The organism is Pseudomonas indica NBRC 103045 (assembly GCF_002091635.1).
GTDB lineage: Bacteria > Pseudomonadota > Gammaproteobacteria > Pseudomonadales > Pseudomonadaceae > Pseudomonas_M > Pseudomonas_M indica.
Genome location: NZ_BDAC01000019.1, coordinates 38,419 through 54,671 on the forward strand (window position 1 = coordinate 38,419; position 16,253 = coordinate 54,671).

At 67.2% G+C, this 16,253-nt stretch carries 14 protein-coding genes; 6 read left to right on the forward strand and 8 right to left on the reverse strand.

From position 1 onward, the window contains the following. The first annotated feature begins 243 nt into the window (after nucleotides 1-243). From PIN01S_RS19880 to pdeM, 4 genes are read left to right on the forward strand one after another with little or no spacing between them, the layout of a single operon-like run. On the forward strand, nucleotides 244-1,281 hold the full coding sequence (locus tag PIN01S_RS19880) for a ligase-associated DNA damage response exonuclease (RefSeq protein WP_084338192.1): 1,038 nt from the start codon (nucleotides 244-246) through the stop codon (nucleotides 1,279-1,281). Continuing rightward, nucleotides 1,278-2,972: an ATP-dependent DNA ligase gene (locus PIN01S_RS19885; RefSeq protein WP_084338194.1), complete on the forward strand. Its 1,695-nt coding sequence runs from the start codon at nucleotides 1,278-1,280 to the stop codon at nucleotides 2,970-2,972. Before PIN01S_RS19880 ends, PIN01S_RS19885 begins: the two co-directional genes overlap by 4 nt. Further along, on the forward strand, nucleotides 2,969-5,560 hold the full coding sequence (locus PIN01S_RS19890) for a ligase-associated DNA damage response DEXH box helicase (RefSeq protein ID WP_084338196.1): 2,592 nt from the start codon (nucleotides 2,969-2,971) through the stop codon (nucleotides 5,558-5,560). Before PIN01S_RS19885 ends, PIN01S_RS19890 begins: the two co-directional genes overlap by 4 nt. Next, on the forward strand, nucleotides 5,557-6,210 hold the full coding sequence (gene pdeM, locus PIN01S_RS19895; protein ID WP_084338197.1) for a ligase-associated DNA damage response endonuclease PdeM: 654 nt from the start codon (nucleotides 5,557-5,559) through the stop codon (nucleotides 6,208-6,210). The genes PIN01S_RS19890 and pdeM overlap by 4 nt, the downstream gene beginning before the upstream one ends. 15 nt (nucleotides 6,211-6,225) lie before the next feature. Here pdeM and PIN01S_RS19900 read toward each other — a convergent pair whose 3' ends face one another. Continuing rightward, complete coding sequence (locus PIN01S_RS19900; RefSeq protein WP_084338199.1) at nucleotides 6,226-6,459, reverse strand: hypothetical protein; 234 nt, start codon at nucleotides 6,457-6,459, stop codon at nucleotides 6,226-6,228. A gap of 193 nt (nucleotides 6,460-6,652) precedes the next feature. On the opposite strand from PIN01S_RS19900, the gene PIN01S_RS19905 reads away from it, so the two are divergent. Continuing rightward, nucleotides 6,653-8,005 carry an erythromycin esterase family protein gene (locus PIN01S_RS19905; RefSeq protein ID WP_084338201.1) on the forward strand — a complete coding sequence of 451 codons (1,353 nt, stop codon included), beginning with the start codon at nucleotides 6,653-6,655 and terminating at the stop codon, nucleotides 8,003-8,005. A 3-nt stretch (nucleotides 8,006-8,008) separates the two neighbouring features. Further along, the gene (locus tag PIN01S_RS19910; protein WP_084338203.1) at nucleotides 8,009-8,677 is read left to right on the forward strand and encodes a phosphoribosyltransferase; all 669 of its coding nucleotides are present in this window, start codon (nucleotides 8,009-8,011) and stop codon (nucleotides 8,675-8,677) included. Between the two features lie 19 nt (nucleotides 8,678-8,696). Here the strand turns inward: PIN01S_RS19910 and PIN01S_RS19915 are convergent, their stop codons facing one another. The 7 genes from PIN01S_RS19915 to apbC form a co-directional block, all read right to left on the reverse strand. Further along, nucleotides 8,697-9,836: a sterol desaturase family protein gene (locus PIN01S_RS19915; RefSeq protein ID WP_084338205.1), complete on the reverse strand. Its 1,140-nt coding sequence runs from the start codon at nucleotides 9,834-9,836 to the stop codon at nucleotides 8,697-8,699. Nucleotides 9,837-10,011: 175 nt separating this feature from the next. Continuing rightward, nucleotides 10,012-10,839 (reverse strand): transporter substrate-binding domain-containing protein, encoded by an 828-nt coding sequence (locus PIN01S_RS19920; protein WP_084338207.1) that lies wholly within the window; start codon nucleotides 10,837-10,839, stop codon nucleotides 10,012-10,014. Nucleotides 10,840-11,006: 167 nt separating this feature from the next. After that, nucleotides 11,007-11,243: a hypothetical protein gene (locus PIN01S_RS19925; RefSeq protein WP_084338209.1), complete on the reverse strand. Its 237-nt coding sequence runs from the start codon at nucleotides 11,241-11,243 to the stop codon at nucleotides 11,007-11,009. A gap of 195 nt (nucleotides 11,244-11,438) precedes the next feature. Next, nucleotides 11,439-12,005: a dCTP deaminase gene (dcd, locus tag PIN01S_RS19930; RefSeq protein WP_084338211.1), complete on the reverse strand. Its 567-nt coding sequence runs from the start codon at nucleotides 12,003-12,005 to the stop codon at nucleotides 11,439-11,441. A gap of 105 nt (nucleotides 12,006-12,110) precedes the next feature. Then, nucleotides 12,111-13,103 (reverse strand): SDR family oxidoreductase, encoded by a 993-nt coding sequence (locus PIN01S_RS19935; protein WP_084338213.1) that lies wholly within the window; start codon nucleotides 13,101-13,103, stop codon nucleotides 12,111-12,113. A gap of 25 nt (nucleotides 13,104-13,128) precedes the next feature. Continuing rightward, on the reverse strand, nucleotides 13,129-14,589 hold the full coding sequence (locus PIN01S_RS19940; RefSeq protein ID WP_244506026.1) for a vitamin K epoxide reductase family protein: 1,461 nt from the start codon (nucleotides 14,587-14,589) through the stop codon (nucleotides 13,129-13,131). A 492-nt stretch (nucleotides 14,590-15,081) separates the two neighbouring features. Continuing rightward, nucleotides 15,082-16,176 (reverse strand): iron-sulfur cluster carrier protein ApbC, encoded by a 1,095-nt coding sequence (gene apbC, locus PIN01S_RS19945; RefSeq protein ID WP_084338215.1) that lies wholly within the window; start codon nucleotides 16,174-16,176, stop codon nucleotides 15,082-15,084. Nucleotides 16,177-16,253: the final 77 nt, after the last annotated feature.

The window sequence follows — 16,253 nt, forward strand, 5'->3', positions numbered from 1 at the left end:
GCTGGCGAAGTTTTTGCGCTGCCTGTTTTCGCGAGCAGAGCTCGCTCCTACAAAGGCAGAGCCGGGCCCATTCGCCCGCCCCCCCCCTCGACGGGCGAATGAATTCGCCCCTAGCCGGCCTCGGCTCCCGTAGCAGCCAGCTCTGCTGGCGAAGCTCGCGCCTATACAACCATTTACCGATCCGGGAGTCGGAAGTCAGACAGGCGCAGGCTCGCCGTATTTCCGTCCAAGACACCTATCACTATGGATCTGGTCATCGCCCGCCCCGAAGGTCTCTACTGCCCGCCCGGCGATTTCTACATCGATCCCTGGCGGCCGGTGGAGCGCGCCGTCATCACCCATGCCCACGGCGATCATGCCCGCTGGGGCATGGGGCACTATCTCGCCGCTGCGCCCAGCGAAGGCATCCTGCGGACGCGCCTGGGCCCGGACCTGCCGCTGCAAACCCTGGCCTATGGCGAAAGCCTCGACCACAACGGCGTGACGCTGAGCTTCCACCCCGCCGGCCATGTCCTCGGTTCGGCCCAGGTGCGCCTGGAATACCGCGGCGAAGTCTGGGTCGCCTCCGGTGACTACAAGGTCGAACCGGACGGCACCTGCACCCCCTTCGAGCCGGTACGCTGCCACTGCTTCATCAGCGAATCCACCTTCGGCCTGCCGATCTACCGCTGGCCGACGCAGGCATCCGTATTCCGTGAAATAAACGACTGGTGGCGTGCCAACGCCGCCGTCGGGCGCACCAGCGTGCTGTTCTGCTACGCCCTGGGCAAGGCACAACGCATCCTCCACGGACTCGATGCCGACATCGGACCCATCGTCGTGCACGGTGCGGTGGAGCCGCTCAACCGGGTCTACCGCGAGGCCGGCGTGCACCTCCCCGATACGCTTTACGCCGGCGACCTGGCGAAGAACGACCCGCGCCTGCGCCAGGCCATCGTCCTCGCCCCGCCCTCGGCCGGCGGCAGCACCTGGATGCGTCGCTTCGGCGATTATTCCGACGCCTTCGCCAGCGGCTGGATGATGTTGCGCGGCACTCGGCGCCGGCGCGGTGTCGATCGCGGCTTCGTGCTTTCCGATCACGCCGACTGGCCGGGCCTGCTCTGGGCCATCGAGCAGACCGGCGCCGAGCGGGTGATGGTCACCCACGGTTCGGTGGCGGTGCTGGTGCGCTACCTCTGCGAACAGGGGCTCGATGCCCAGGCGTTCGACACCGAATACGGCGACGAGGAAGAAGCCGACCTGGTGGCCCGCCAGGAAAGCACAGAGGGAGACGCCGGATGAAGGCCTTCGCCGAACTCTACGCGCGCCTCGACGCCACCACCTCGAGCAACGCCAAGCTGGCCGCGATGCGCGACTACTTCCGCGAGGCGCCGGCGGAAGACGCCGCCTGGGCGGTCTACTTCCTCGCCGGAGGGCGACCGCGCCAACTGGTGCCGACCCGGCTGCTGCGCGACACCGCCACCCGTGCCGCCGGCCTCCCCGACTGGCTGTTCGAGGAAAGCTACCAAGCGGTCGGCGACCTGGCGGAAACCATCTCCCTCCTGCTCCCGGAATCCCACCACACCTCGGACGACGGCCTCGCCGTGTGGATGCAGGAGAAACTGCTTCCTCTGCGCGGTCTGCCGCCGGAAGAGCTGGCCGAACGCCTGCCGCCGCTCTGGGCGCAACTGGACCGCCCGAGCCTGATGCTCTGCCTCAAGCTGGTCACCGGGGCGTTCCGCGTCGGCGTGTCGAAACTCCTGGTCACCCGCGCGCTGGCCGCCGTCGCCGACATCGACCCGAAGCGCGTGGCCCAGCGCCTGGTGGGCTATACCGACCTGTCGCATCGCCCCAGCGCCGACAGCTTCCAGGCGCTGATCGCCCCGGAGTCGGACGACGAACATGCCCAGCGCGGCGGCCAGCCCTATCCGTTCTTTCTTGCCCATCCGCTGCAAGCCGAGATCGAGCGCTTCGCCGGTCTGCTCGGCCCGCCGTCCGACTGGTTGGTGGAATGGAAGTGGGACGGTATCCGCGCGCAACTGGTAAAGCGCGACGGCCGCCTGTGGGTCTGGTCGCGCGGCGAGGAACTGGTCAGCGAGCGCTTCCCGGAGTTGGAGCGGCTCGCGGATTGCCTGCCCGACGGCAGCGTGCTGGACGGCGAGATCGTCGCCTGGAAGGACGGCCGCGTGCAGCCCTTCGCCCTGTTGCAGCAGCGCATCGGGCGCAAGACGTTGACCGCGAAGGTGCTGGAGCAGGCACCCGCGGCGGTACTCGCCTACGACCTGCTGGAATGGCAGGGCGAGGATTGGCGGCAACGGCCGCTGGGCGAACGCCGCGCCTGTCTGGAGCAGGTAGTCGCCCGCTGCTCGGGGGACGCGGCGATCCAGGCCGACCTGCTCGACGAGCACGCAGCGGCGGTGGAGCACGCCGTGCTGATGCTCTCGCCCCTGGTGGAGGGTACCGACTGGCACGACCTCGCCCGCCAGCGCGAAGCCTCCCGCGAGCGAGGGGTCGAAGGGATGATGCTCAAGGCCCGCGACTCCCGCTACGGCGTGGGCCGGACCAAGGATGTCGGCGTCTGGTGGAAATGGAAGATCGACCCCTACTCGGTGGATGCCGTGCTGATCTACGCCCAGCGCGGCCATGGCCGGCGCGCCAGCCTGTACACCGACTTCACCTTCGCGGTCTGGGACGGCGCGCCCGACGATCCCGAGCGCAAGCTGGTGCCGTTCGCCAAGGCCTACTCCGGGTTGACCGACGAGGAAATGCGCCAGGTGGACGCCATCGTCCGCCGCACCACGGTGGAGAAATTCGGCCCGGTGCGCAGCGTTACCCCAACCCTGGTGTTCGAGCTGGGCTTCGAAGGCATCGCCGCCAGCAACCGTCATAAGAGCGGCATCGCCGTGCGCTTCCCGCGCATGCTGCGCTGGCGCCACGACAAGCCGGTGGAAGAAGCCGACACCCTGGAAACCCTGCGGGCGCTGCTGCCATGAGCCCATCCCCACACCTCGCCGGTGCCTGGTTTGCCCGCCAGGGCTGGTCGCCGTTCGCCTTTCAGGAACGGGTCTGGCAGGCGGTGGCCGAGGGCGAGTCCGGCCTGCTGCATGCCAGTACCGGCGCCGGCAAGACCTACGCGGTCTGGTTCGCCGCATTGCACCGCTTCGCCGAGGGCGGCAGCGCCACGGCCTCGAACCAGAGCGCGCCCTTGACCGTTCTCTGGATCACGCCGATGCGCGCCCTCGCCGCCGACACCGCACGCGCCCTGGAGGCGCCGCTGAAGGACCTGGACATCGCCTGGGACATCGGCCTGCGTACCGGCGACACCGGCAGCGCCGAGCGCGCCCGCCAGGGGCGCCGCCTGCCGAGCGCGCTGGTCACCACCCCGGAAAGCCTGACCCTGCTGCTCACCCGCGCCGATGCCCGCCAGGCCTTCGCCGGACTGCGCATGCTGGTGGTGGACGAGTGGCACGAACTGCTCGGCAACAAGCGCGGCGTGCAATTGCAATTGGCCCTGGCACGCCTGCGCCAATGGAATCCGACGCTGATCGTCTGGGGCCTTTCCGCCACCCTGGGCAATCAGACGCATGCCCTGGAGGTATTGCTTCACCCCGGCCATGGGCGACTGGTCCAGGGGCTGACACCCAAGACCTTGCAGGTCGATACCCTGCTGCCGCCCACGCTGGAACGCTTCCCCTGGGCCGGCCATCTCGGCCTGCGCATGCTGCCCCAGGTAGTCGAGGAACTGGAGACGGCAGCCACCTCGCTGGTGTTCACTAACACCCGCTCCCAGGCCGAGCTGTGGTACCAGGCGCTGCTCGATGCGCGTCCGGACTGGGCCGGGCTGATCGCCCTGCACCATGGTTCGCTGTCCCGCGAGGTCCGCGATTGGGTGGAGCGCGGGCTCAAGGATGGCCGGCTCAAGGCGGTGGTCTGCACCTCCAGCCTCGACCTCGGGGTGGATTTCCTGCCGGTGGAGCGGGTGTTGCAGATCGGTTCGCCGAAAGGCGTGGCCCGGCTGATGCAGCGCGCCGGGCGCTCCGGCCACGCACCGGGGCGGCCGTCGCGAGTGACCCTGGTACCGACCCATAGCCTGGAACTGGTGGAAGCCGCTGCCGCCCGGGATGCGGTGGCAGCGCGCCGGGTCGAGGCGCGGCTGTCGCCGGAAAAGCCGCTGGATGTGCTGGTCCAGCACTTGGTCAGCATGGCCCTCGGCGGCGGTTTCCGGCCCGATGCCCTGTTCGCCGAAGTCCGCCATGCCTGGGCCTATCGCCACCTGGGCGAAGCCAAATGGGCCTGGGCCCTGGCTTTCGTCCGCCATGGCGGCCATTCCCTCACCGCCTACCCCGACTACCGGCGCGTCGAGCCGGACGAGCACGGCGTCTGGCGCGTGCCGAGCCGGCGCCTGGCGCTGCGCCATCGAATGAGCATCGGCACCATCGTCAGCGATGCCGCTCTCACCGTGAAGTTCTGGCGCCAGGGTGGCAGCGGTGGCGCCCTCGGTTCGGTGGAGGAAGGCTTCATCGCCCGCCTGCGCCCCGGCGATTGCTTCCTGTTCGCCGGCCGCCTGCTGGAGCTGGTGCGGGTGGACAACATGACCGTCTACGTCCGCCGGGCCAGCGGCCGCAAGCCCGCCGTGCCGCGCTGGAATGGCGGACGCATGCCACTTTCCACCGAGCTGGCCGATGCTCTGGTGGACCAGCTCGGCGCCGCCGCACGCGGCGAATTCGCCAACGTCGAGATGCAACGGGTACGTCCACTGCTGGAGGTACAGCAGGCCTGGTCGGCGCTGCCCACGGCAACCAGCCTGCTCGCCGAGGTGTTGAAGTCCCGCGAGGGCTGGCACCTGTTCCTCTACCCGTTCGCCGGCCGCCACGTTCACTTGGGCCTGGCCAACCTGCTCGCCTGGCGGGTCGCGCAGCGCCAACCGGTCACGTTCTCCATTGCCGTCAACGACTACGGCTTCGAATTGCTCTCCCCCACCGAGGTGGACTGGGCGCGCTGGCTGACGCCCGCCCTGTTCGGCCACGAACACCTGCTCGCCGATGTCCTGGCCAGCCTCAATGCCGGCGAGATGGCGCGCCGGCGCTTCCGGGAAATCGCGCGGATCGCCGGGCTGGTGTTTTCCGGCTATCCCGGTGCGCAGAAAAGCGCACGCCAGTTGCAGGCGTCCAGCGGGCTGTTCTTCGAAGTGTTCCGCCAGTACGACCCGGACAACCTGTTGCTCGCCCAGGCCGAGGAAGAAGTGCTGCGCCAGGAGCTGGACGTGACACGCCTGGAGCAAGCGCTACGCCGCCTGCAAGAACGGCACCTGGATATCCGCCCGATCAAGCGCCCCACCCCGCTGGCCTTCCCTCTGCTGGTCGAACGCTTCCGCGAAGGCATGAGCACGGAAAAACTGGCCGACCGCATCGCCCGCATGGTCCGCGACCTGGAGAAAGCAGCCGGACCCGGTGGGCCGGAGAGCGCCGTCGAGATCGGCCAACCGTCGCTCGAACGCGACGATGACCTGTCCCGCCGGCCTCGCGCGCCGCGCCAGCGCAAGACGGGCCTGCCCCGGCAACGGAAGACGGCCGGCCGATGAGCAGCCACCATGTCCTGCCCCTCGTCGGCACCGAACTCTGGCTGCTTGGCGAGAAGGCGGCCTACTGGCCGGAGCAACGGACCCTGCTGGTCGCCGATATTCACTTCGGCAAGGCCGCCGCCTATCGCCGCCTCGGTCAGCCGGTTCCGCAGGGCACCACCACGAACAACCTGCGCCGGCTGGATGCCTTGCTGGATCGTCACGCCTGTTCCCGGTTGGTGTTTCTCGGCGATTTCCTGCATGCGCCGGAATCCCACGCTCCGGCCACCCTCGCCCGCCTGGGCGAATGGCGGGAGCGCCATGCCGCGCTGCCGATGACCCTGGTGCGCGGCAACCATGACCGCCGCGCCGGGGATCCGCCCGCCACGCTGAACATTGAGGTGGTCGGTGAGCCCTTGTACCTGGGGCCGTTCGCCCTGTGCCACGAGCCCGTCCGCGAGGCGGAGCACGTGGTGCTGGCCGGTCATTTGCACCCGACGTTCCGCCTGGCCGGCAAGGGACGCCAGAGCCTGCGCCTGCCGTGCTTCAGCGTCGAAGACGGGTTCATTCTGCTGCCGGCGTTCGGCGATTTCACGGGCGGCATGGAATTGCCCGCCGCACCGGGGCGGCGGGTATTCGTGGTTGCCGATGGGGAGATCTGGCCGGTCTAGACGGCCTTCGGGGATTCAATCGCTGGATTCGGAAATGCCGGTGATGGTCACGCCATAACGTTGCAGCAAATCCTGCGCGGGGCCCTCCAACCCCTCGTCCTGGTTGGTGGGTTCCAGCGGTTCGTAACGCTTGGCCGCCTCTTCGCGAACCAGCTCGATCGCTTGCTCCATGCCGGGCTTCTCGGCCGATTCCGTCGTGATCATGGCGGTATTGCCGTCTTTGTTGAAGGTGATGATCCACTTCGCCATGCCCTTGCCACCTCTCTGTCCAGACTATCCAGGCCACAGCCGCGCGGACGCGCTGCGTTCCCATTAGACCCGCCGGACCAGAGCAGTTCGCGCCATGCCGGCGGCCCATCCGTCGCGGCCCTGGAACACCAGGCATTCGGCCCCGGTCAGCTTCTATGACGCCCCATGAAAAGACAGCAGAGGAGGAGACCCCATGGGCACGCTTTCAGAGAAGCTCCGCTCCGCCCTCCCGTCCAAACGTCCCACCGCCGAGCTGGCCACCCTGCTGCAACGTTACGCCGAACCGCTGCCGGCGCTGGACGACCCGGCCTTCGGCGATCCGTTCGACCGCTACGGCGACGCCCGGGTGGTGCTGATCGGCGAAGCCAGCCATGGCACCTCGGAGTTCTACCGCGCCCGCGCCGCCATCACCCGCCGGCTGATCGAGCGGCATGGCTTCAACATCGTCGCCGCCGAGGCGGACTGGCCGGATGCCGCGCAGATCGACCGCTACGTACGCGGCCAGCAGCCGCCGACCTGGCGCCACGACGCCTTCGAGCGCTTTCCCACCTGGATGTGGCGTAACCAGGAGGTCGGCGACTTCACCGATTGGCTGCACGGCTATAACCAGGCCCGTGCCGCCGATGAACGCGTTGAATTCCGCGGGCTCGACGTGTACAGCCTGGGCGCCTCGATCAGCGCGGTGCTGCGCTACCTCGACCGCGTCGACCCCGAAGCCGCCAAGGCCGCGCGACGCCGCTATGGCTGCCTGACACCCTGGCAGGAAGAACCGGCCTACTACGGCCACAACGTGCTCTACGGGCAGAAGGAGCCGTGCGAAGACGTGGTGGTGGAACAGCTCAACGCCCTGCTCGAACAGCGGCTGAACTACCTCGGCGAGGATGGCGAGAGTTTCTTCGACGCGGCGCAGAACGCCCGCGTGGTGCGCTCCGCCGAGCAGTACTACCGCATCATGTACCGTGGCTCGACGGAATCCTGGAACCTGCGCGACCGACACATGTTCGACACCCTGCGGGCGCTGATGGAGCACCGGGGCACCGGGGCCAAGGCCGTGGTCTGGGCGCATAACTCGCACATCGGCAACGCCGCGGCGACCTCCATGGGTTGGACTGGAGAATTCAACATCGGCGAACTCTGCCGCACCGCCTGGGGCAGCGACGCGGTGCTGATCGGCATGGGCACCGACCGGGGCCTGGTGGCGGCAGCCAGCAACTGGGACGACCCGATGCAGATCAAGCAGGTCCGCCCCTCGCGCAGCGACAGTTGGGAACAGGCGTTCCTTCTCGCCGGCGTGCCGGCATCACTTACCGATTGGCGCGCGGCGGACCGCCACGAGCTGCGCAACGCCCTCGCCGCACCGCGCCTGGAGCGGGCCATCGGGGTCATCTATCGCCCCGAGAGCGAACGCGCCAGCCACTACTTCGACGCGGTGCTGGCGGAACAATTCGACGCCTGGCTGTGGTTCGAGGAAACCCGTGCCGTCACGCCGCTCGGCCCGCGCCAGCCGAAGTCCGGCACCCCGGAAACCTACCCGTTCGGAGAGTGAGTCATGCGTGCCCTGGCCCGATCGCCGCATCTGTTTCCCGACCGGCGCAGTGCCGGTCTGGAGCTGGCCGAAGCATTGACGCCCTACGCCGCCGACCATCCGTTGGTGCTGGCCCTGCCGCGGGGCGGCGTGCCGGTGGCCTATGAGATCGCCCGAACCTTGAAGGCGCCGTTGGATCTGGTTTTGGTACGCAAGATCGGCGCACCGGGCTACGAGGAGCTGGGCCTGGGCGCAGTCATCGACGGCGCCGATCCGCAGTGGGTGCTCAATGAAGAAGTGGTGCGTCAGGTGCATCCGCCGGAGGGCTGGTTCGAAGCGGAGATGCAGCGCCAGTTGGTCGAACTGGAGCGGCGCCGCCGTCTCTACTGCGGCGACCGTCCCGCGCCGAACGTCGGCGGCCATGTGGTGATCGTGGTGGATGACGGTATTGCCACCGGCGGCACGGTGCGGGCGGTCCTGAAGGGACTGGCCAAGGCCGGGCCGAGCCAATTGGTGCTCGCCGTGCCGGTGGGCCCGCGGGATGTGATCGAAGACCTGCGCAGCCAAGTGGACGAACTGGTCTGCCTGGCGATGCCGGAGCCTTTCATCGCCGTGGGCCAGCATTACGCCGACTTCGCCCAGACCACCGACGAGGAAGTGATCGCCCTGCTGGCACGCAGCCGGACCGGCTAAGCGGTCCGGCTGCGGCCTCTCATTGGGCCTTTTTGACGGGGCGCTGGAAGGCGTACAGGTGCTGGCGCAGGATGCCGTCCGGCAGCGCCTTGCCCAACACGCCGTAACGGCTCGGCCATTCCTTCGGCGGCAGCTTGAAGGTGCCAAACAGCATGTCCACCAGCGGCAGGTGGATGGCGTAGTTCTTGTACGCGTAGGCCGGGTCCTTGGCGTGGTGCCAGTGATGGTAGCGCGGCAGCACCAGCAGGTAGTTCAGCCAGCCGCCGTCGATGCGCACGTTGGCATGGGCCAGCACGGCCTGGATGCCCACCAGGATCACGTAGGCATTCAGCGCCTGCGACGAGAAGCCCATCAGCAGCAGCGGCACCAGCACGGCGGTGCGGGTCAGGAGGATTTCGACGAAGTGAATCCGCGAGCCGGCCAGCCAGTCCATCGCCGTGCTGGAGTGGTGCACGGCATGGAAGCGCCACAGCCAGGGAATGGTGTGATACAGGCGGTGCAGCCAGTACTGGCCGAGGTCGGCCACGAACACCGCGAGGACGAACTGGACGAACCACGGCAGCGCCTGCACCTTCGCCTGGAACCCGCCGGACACCGCCCAGCCCACCACCAGCGTAGAGGATGCGGTGGCAAAGATCAGGATGAACTGCACCAGCATGTGGCTGACGAAGAAATAGGCCAGGTCGGTACGCCAGTGCGGACGCAGGATGTTCTGCTCGGGGTCCTTGGCGTAGAGCTTTTCCAGAGGAATGAAGACGATCGCCGAGACCAGCAGGGCCAGCACGAACCAGTCCAGGCCCAGGGAATACGGGGTCTGGCCGATTTCCTCGAACTGGATGTTGGTGCCGCCGAGCAGGACCGCCAGTCCCGATGCCACCAGTCCGGTGAAGCCCAGGCGCTTCCGGCGGTTACGCAGGATGTTGAGAGTGCCGAGGGAGAAGGACACCACCAGCCCCAGCAACAGGGTGCTGCGGGCGAACTGCTCGGTATAGACCTGGCGCAGCTCGGTGGTGGTCAGCCATTGCGGGAACAGGAAGCACAGCACCGCGAGCAGGCTGAGCAACCCCAGCGCGGCGGACAGATAGCCGCTGATACGGCCGTCGCCCCAGCGGAAGGCGGCGTGGCCGTGGCGTTGAAAATAGTCTTTGAGCGCTTGCATCGATTCCTCCTTGACGATGGCGGAAAGCCATTCCTTTTGTTGACGCCGCGTGGCGTCGACGCGCCACGCGGTCTGTCTGTGTCATGCCCGTGAGTGAGAAGTCGCTCACGGGAGCGTTAGCAGCGCTGTGGGCGATGAATTCGCCCCTACGGCTCCAGAGCCACGCCGCGCCAGCTTACGGCTTGTTCGCCGCCTGCCAGGGATAGTTCAGCCACTGGTCGAAACGCTTGGCGAACGTACCGCTTTCGATGTCCTGGCGCAGCCATTGGTCGACGAACTGCTTGAACACCAGGTCCCTCGGTATCAGGTAGGCCTTTTCCGAGAAGTCGAACGGCTGGTCCGGATGCAGGGCGCAGAGTTCGGGGTGCAGGCGCGATTGCAGGCGGGTCTCGACGGCGTCGGTCATCATCAGGTCGGCCTTGCCCTGGACGATCTGCTCGAAAATGGTGACGTTGTCCGGGTGCATCACGATTTCGGCCTGCTTCAGGTTGGCCCGGGCGAATTTCTCGTTGGTGCCGCCTGGATTGACGATGGCGCGCACGCCGGCGCGGTCGATCTGCTCCAGGCTCTGGAACTTGTCCTTGTTGCTGCACAGGGTGATCGGCGTCTTGCCGTCACGCATGTAGGGCTGGGAGAAGAACGCCACCTTCTGCCGTTCCAGACTGACCGAGACGCCGCTCATGGCGACGTCGTACTTGTCCGCCGCCAGGTCCGCCATCAGGGTCGGCCAACTGGTGGGCACCAGCTCCAGCTTCACGCCCAGGGCCTTGGCCAGGGACTCGCCCATTTCCACATCGAGGCCGATGAACTGGCCGCTCTTCGGGTCCTTGTAGCTGAAGGGTTTGTAGTCGCCGGTGGTGCCGACCCGCAGCACCCCGCTTTCGAGGATGCGGTCGAGGCGGTTGGGTTCGGCCTGGGCGGCGGTCAGCGCCTGGCTGGCCAGCAACAGACAAGCGACGGTCAACTGCGCCACGGAGGCGCGGAAAAGGCGAAATGGATGCATGACGTGTCCTTACCGAGATGGGTTTGCCGGAGCATTATCGACCCCGACAGGATGCCTTGCCTGAGACCTGGCTTGCATCTTTCCGTTTGCAGATTGCCGCCCGGAGGTTGTCCGGGCGGAGTCATTGTCTTCAGACCCTGTCTACGAACTCGCGAGCTGTAACGCTCTCAGGCCACCGGGGCGGGCGGCGGCTGATCCGGAACCGTGGGCTCGCCCGGCTCTCCCGGCTGCGGTTGTTGAGGTGGCGGCTCGGGGGTGTCGGGGCCCGGCTGGCCGGGAATGCCGCCGGCCCGCAGAAAGTCACTGAAGTCTTCGACGGGCAGAGTCATCCCGGCGAAGGGAAACTCCACCGGCAGACCGCCCCAGGACAGCTCGGCGGGGGAAATGCGTGGCGCGTTGATCATGGCAGACCTCCAATGGTACTCGGCCGGCTCCGGCACCCAGGATCGTCCCCTGGCGCTCCGCTCACTCTCGGCCGGCCTGTCAGAGGATAGAGTCCGGGAACGGCAAGGAATTCCGTCGCGTCGTCGGCTGCTCACCGTAGGCCAGAAACGAAAGAGCCGGGCATCCGCCCGGCTCTCATCAGCGCAAAACAGCCATCAGGTCTTCGGCAGGGTAACGCCGGTCTGCCCCTGGTACTTGCCGCCCCGGTCACGGTACGACACCTCGCAGGCCTCGTCGGATTCGAGGAACAGCATCTGCGCCACGCCCTCGTTGGCGTAGATCTTCGCCGGCAGCGTGGTGGTGTTGGAGAACTCCAGGGTCACGTGCCCTTCCCACTCGGGCTCCAGCGGCGTGACGTTGACGATGATGCCGCAACGGGCATAGGTGCTCTTGCCGAGGCAGATGGTCAGGACGTTGCGCGGGATGCGGAAGTACTCGACGGTACGCGCCAGGGCGAAGGAGTTCGGCGGGATGATGCAGACGTCGCTCTTGACGTCGACGAAGCTCTTCTCATCGAAGTTCTTCGGGTCCACGGTGGCCGAGTTGATGTTGGTGAAGACCTTGAATTCATCGGCACAACGCACGTCGTAACCGTAGCTGGACACACCGTAGGAGATCAGCCGCTCGTTGCCTTCGGTGCGCACCTGGCGCTCGACGAAAGGCTCGATCATGCCGTGTTCCTGGGCCATGCGGCGAATCCACTTGTCCGATTTAATGCTCATGGCGGGCGTCCTGAGTCAGCTGGCGGGTAAAAAGCAAGCGCGCATCTTACCGGGGCCGGCGATGCGGTTCAAAGGGGATCGGCTGACCGGCGCGACCAACCCGGCTCACCCCAGCGCCAGCAGAATCAGCGCGACCACCAGCGCCACGCCGGCAATGCCGACGGCGATCAGCTTGCCCACCGTTTCCGAACTCAGGCACAGCGCCTTGTCCAGCGCCTGGTCGCCGAAGCGGCCGGCGGTGCGGTGCAGTCCGTCGACCGGGCCGAACAGGTTGTCGGGGCGGCCGGGCTCGGCGTCTTCCTGGCTGAACTGGCCGTTGTAGGCCTGCGTGGCCATCATCCGGTCCAGGGTGCCGGGGATCAGCTGGCTGCCGATGATGGCCTGGATGGTGGCCTTGCCCAGCCAGAGTTCCCGCGGCGCATCGACGGCAGCCCGCAGGATCGCGCGGGCGGCGACTTCCGGCGTGTGGATCGGCGGAACCGGCTGCGGCCGCTTGTCGATCCGGCTGCGCGCCCAATCGAATTGCGGCGTGTTGTGCGCCGGCAACTGCACCATGGTGAGGCGGACATGGCTCTTGTCGTGGATCAGCTCGCAGCGCAGCGCGTCGGTGAAACCACGGATGGCGAACTTGGCGGCGCAGTAGGCCGATTGCAGCGGAATCGCCCGGTAGGACAGCGCCGAGCCGACCTGGACGATGGTGCCGCGGTCGCGTGGCCGCATGTGCCGCAAAGCCGCCAGCGTACCGTGTACGAAGCCCAGGTAGGTGACCTCGGTGACCCGCCGGTACTCGTCCGCAGTCATCTGGCTGACCGGGGCGTACACGGTGACCATCGCCGAATTGACCCAGACCTCGATCGGCCCCAGCTCCGCCTCGAAGCGATCGGCGGCCCGCTCCAGTGCCCCGGCGTCAGCCACATCGGCGGCAATCGCCAAGGCCGTGGCGCCGGCCTTGCGTAGCTCCTCCTCGGTATCGGCCAGGCCCTTCTCGCTCCGGGCGATCAGCCCGACGCGGTAACCGGCACGGGCGAAGGCATGGGCGGCGGCGCGGCCGACACCCGCGCTGGCGCCGCAGATCACGGCGGTAGAGGTATGGGTCATGGTGAACTCCCTGTTGCCACTGAATTCATTTCAACAACGCGTTCCAACCGGCGTAGCGATGGCGGATCGCACCGCGCGGCACACTGGCGATCATCACCAATACCCCCGCTGCCAGACTGCCGACGAGCGCACCGGGACCCGCGCCGTCGAGCAGCCAGGGGGCCGCCAGCAGCCACGCGCCGATGGGCAGGTTGAGCCAGCGCAGCGGACGGGCGACTTCGGCCATGGCGAGGACGCCGATGGTGATCAGCAGCGCCCCCATCAGGTGATCGCTGTCGGCCATGGCCCCGCTGCTGCCGAAGATCAGTCGCGTGCACATCAGCCACAGGCCGATCAGGCAGACGATCACCAGCCCCCAGGGCAGATTGACCCCGCGCAGGGCCTTGAGCCCCATGTCGCCGAGGCCGCCTTCGAATTCCGGGGTATCGTCCGCGCGGGCACCCTCCATGGCATCGCCCATGAAGAAGGTGCGCCAGAAGGGGTTGCGCCGGTGCAGGGCATCCTTGAGGAACTGCCCCATGGCCACCAGTTCGTCGAGGGCATAGGGCATCATCACCAGCATCGCGGCCGCCTGCAGCAGGCACAGGCTGCACCAGGTACCGATGACGATGGGCTGGGCGATGATGAAGAAAATGCTCACCGCTCCCAGCGGCACCACCACCACACCGAACGCCGCCACCATCCAGGGCATGGTCCGCCAGCGACGCGCGTCGCCCATCACCGCCATCAGCAGCTCGATCATGTAGGCCATGACGCCTACCCCGGCATCCGCCACCGGCCAGGCCTTGGACATGTCCGAAGTGATGATGGTCTCCGTGCCATTGGGTTCGGTGCCGAAGAACGGGTCCCAGGCATTGGCGGTATGGCCAAGCTGGTAAGCGGCGAGATAGTGCGCCAGGAGGATGCCGAGCAGTGCCAGCACGACGATCGGCAGGCGCTGCAGCCAGGTCGAGGGGTTGTAATCCCAGCCGGGAGGGAGCGAGGCCTTCTGCATCATGCCCTCCATGCTCATGCCCGGCATCATCGGTACCAGCACGGAAAAGGCGATGACCAGCCCACCGACCAGCAACCCGCCGCTGTAGCTGGCCGGCGAAGGCGTCCAGAACAGCAGCGGCGCGAACATCAGCCAGAGACCGAGCGCTGCGTTGGCCCACTGCGCCCAGCTCAGGCGTTTCAGCGACAGGATGGAGAACAGCACGATCAGCGCGCCGTCCAGCATGTCCGAGCCGGTCATCAGCAACGCGCGGGTGGCGACGTCGGGGAGGCCGCGCTCAGCGGTGACCCGCGCCAGGTCGAGATCATCGGGGCCGATGTTCGAATAGCCGAGGATGAATGGCTGGGCGAGCAACCAGAAACCCAGGCCGATATTGGCGAAATGACACCAGAGCGTGGCGATGCGGCGCTGCTGCATCAGCCGCATGTGCGCGTCCATGCCCTGGTCGCCGGCCATCGCATCCTTGCGCAGATAGTGAGCCTGATGCTCCATGCCGTGCATGCCTCGCGGGTTGGGCCGGCTCCTGCGAGCCGGCATTTCGAGAGGGGTACTGAAAAATACCGACCAGGGTGGTCCGGATGAGTTCGCGAAGCGGGCCAGGAGGCAGGAGTGCGGTGGCTTTCGTAGGAGCCAGCTCTGCTGGCGAAACTTCTGTGGGGCCCGATTCGCGAGCAGAGTCCGTTCCCACAAGGCTGGGGCGGCTTAGGTAGGGGCGGACTCATTCGCCCAGCCCACCCTCGCCGGGCGAATAAATTCGTCCCTTGTGCCCCAACAACCCACAGGCGCGGACTTTCGTAGGAGCCAGCTCTGCTGGCGAAGCTTCTGCGTGGTCCAATTCGCGAGCAGAGCTCGCTCCTACAAGACCGGACCGGCTATGTAGGGGCGAATTCATTCGCGAAGGGCCAGCGGGATCGCCAGGAAAAGCACGGGACGGCCCGGCGAAACACCGCGACGGCGGCGCCCCGCACGGGCCAGGGGCAGGGCTTAGTCGTCGGAAATCACGATATTCGGCATCGTCGGCGCCGCCTGCTCGCTCTGGGCGATGCGCGCGCCGACACTGCGGGCCATGGCCTGGTAGATCATGGCGATCTGGCTTTCCGGATCGGCGATGGCGGTCGGCTTGCCGGCGTCGGCCTGCATGCGGATCGCCATGGACAGCGGCAGCGACGCCAGCAGCTCGACGCCGTATTGCGCGGCCAGTTTCTCGCCGCCGCCTTCGCCGAACAGGTGCTCGGCATGGCCGCAGTTGGAGCAGATGTGGATGGCCATGTTCTCCACCACCCCGAGGACCGGAATGTTGACCTTGCGGAACATCTCCACGCCCTTCTTGGCATCGAGCAGCGCCAGGTCCTGCGGCGTGGTCACGATCACCGCGCCGGCCACCGGCACCTTCTGCGCCAGGGTCAGCTGGATGTCGCCGGTGCCGGGCGGCATGTCCACCACCAGGTAATCGAGATTGTCCCAGGCGGTCTGGGTGATCAGCTGGATCAGCGCACCGGAAACCATCGGCCCGCGCCAGACCATGGGGGTGTTGTCGTCGGTGAGGAAGGCCATGGACATGACCTGCACGCCATGGGCCTCCAGCGGCACGAACCACTTCTGCTCCTTCACCTGCGGGCGTGTACCCTCCGGGATGCCGAACATGATGCCCTGGCTGGGGCCGTAGATATCCGCATCCAGCACACCCACCCGTGCCCCTTCGCGGGCCAGGGCCAGGGCCAGGTTGGCGGCGGTGGTGGACTTGCCCACGCCGCCCTTGCCGGAAGCCACGGCGATCACGTTCTTCACGTTGGTCAACGCCGGCACCTGGCCCTGTGCCTTGTGCGGGGCGATCACGCAATCCACCTGGACGCTTGCCTGGCTCACGCCATCGAGGTTTTCCAGGGCCATCTGCAGCAACTGGGCGAGGCCGTTCTTGAACAGACCGGCGGCGTAACCCAGTTCCAGCCGCACGGAAACGCGGTCGCCCTGGATATCGATCCCGCGCAGGCAGCCGGCGCTGACGGGGTCCTGGTTGAGATGCGGGTCGATGTACTGGCGCAGTGCAGCTTCCACCGCGTCGCGGGTAACGGTGCTCATGACTGACTCCAACGATAGGCCGAGCGAGATAGACGGCCATCCTACAGGAACAGCGGCTGCAAGCTGCAAGCTGCAAG

Coding starts and splice junctions, on each gene's coding strand:
- PIN01S_RS19880 (WP_084338192.1), top strand. CDS start 244: ATGGATCTGGTCATCGCCCGCCCCGAAGGTCTCTACTGCCCGCCCGGC.
- PIN01S_RS19885 (WP_084338194.1), top strand. CDS start 1,278: ATGAAGGCCTTCGCCGAACTCTACGCGCGCCTCGACGCCACCACCTCG.
- PIN01S_RS19890 (WP_084338196.1), top strand. CDS start 2,969: ATGAGCCCATCCCCACACCTCGCCGGTGCCTGGTTTGCCCGCCAGGGC.
- pdeM (WP_084338197.1), top strand. CDS start 5,557: ATGAGCAGCCACCATGTCCTGCCCCTCGTCGGCACCGAACTCTGGCTG.
- PIN01S_RS19900 (WP_084338199.1), bottom strand. CDS start 6,459: ATGGCGAAGTGGATCATCACCTTCAACAAAGACGGCAATACCGCCATG.
- PIN01S_RS19905 (WP_084338201.1), top strand. CDS start 6,653: ATGGGCACGCTTTCAGAGAAGCTCCGCTCCGCCCTCCCGTCCAAACGT.
- PIN01S_RS19910 (WP_084338203.1), top strand. CDS start 8,009: ATGCGTGCCCTGGCCCGATCGCCGCATCTGTTTCCCGACCGGCGCAGT.
- PIN01S_RS19915 (WP_084338205.1), bottom strand. CDS start 9,836: ATGCAAGCGCTCAAAGACTATTTTCAACGCCACGGCCACGCCGCCTTC.
- PIN01S_RS19920 (WP_084338207.1), bottom strand. CDS start 10,839: ATGCATCCATTTCGCCTTTTCCGCGCCTCCGTGGCGCAGTTGACCGTC.
- PIN01S_RS19925 (WP_084338209.1), bottom strand. CDS start 11,243: ATGATCAACGCGCCACGCATTTCCCCCGCCGAGCTGTCCTGGGGCGGT.
- dcd (WP_084338211.1), bottom strand. CDS start 12,005: ATGAGCATTAAATCGGACAAGTGGATTCGCCGCATGGCCCAGGAACAC.
- PIN01S_RS19935 (WP_084338213.1), bottom strand. CDS start 13,103: ATGACCCATACCTCTACCGCCGTGATCTGCGGCGCCAGCGCGGGTGTC.
- PIN01S_RS19940 (WP_244506026.1), bottom strand. CDS start 14,589: ATGGAGCATCAGGCTCACTATCTGCGCAAGGATGCGATGGCCGGCGAC.
- apbC (WP_084338215.1), bottom strand. CDS start 16,176: ATGAGCACCGTTACCCGCGACGCGGTGGAAGCTGCACTGCGCCAGTAC.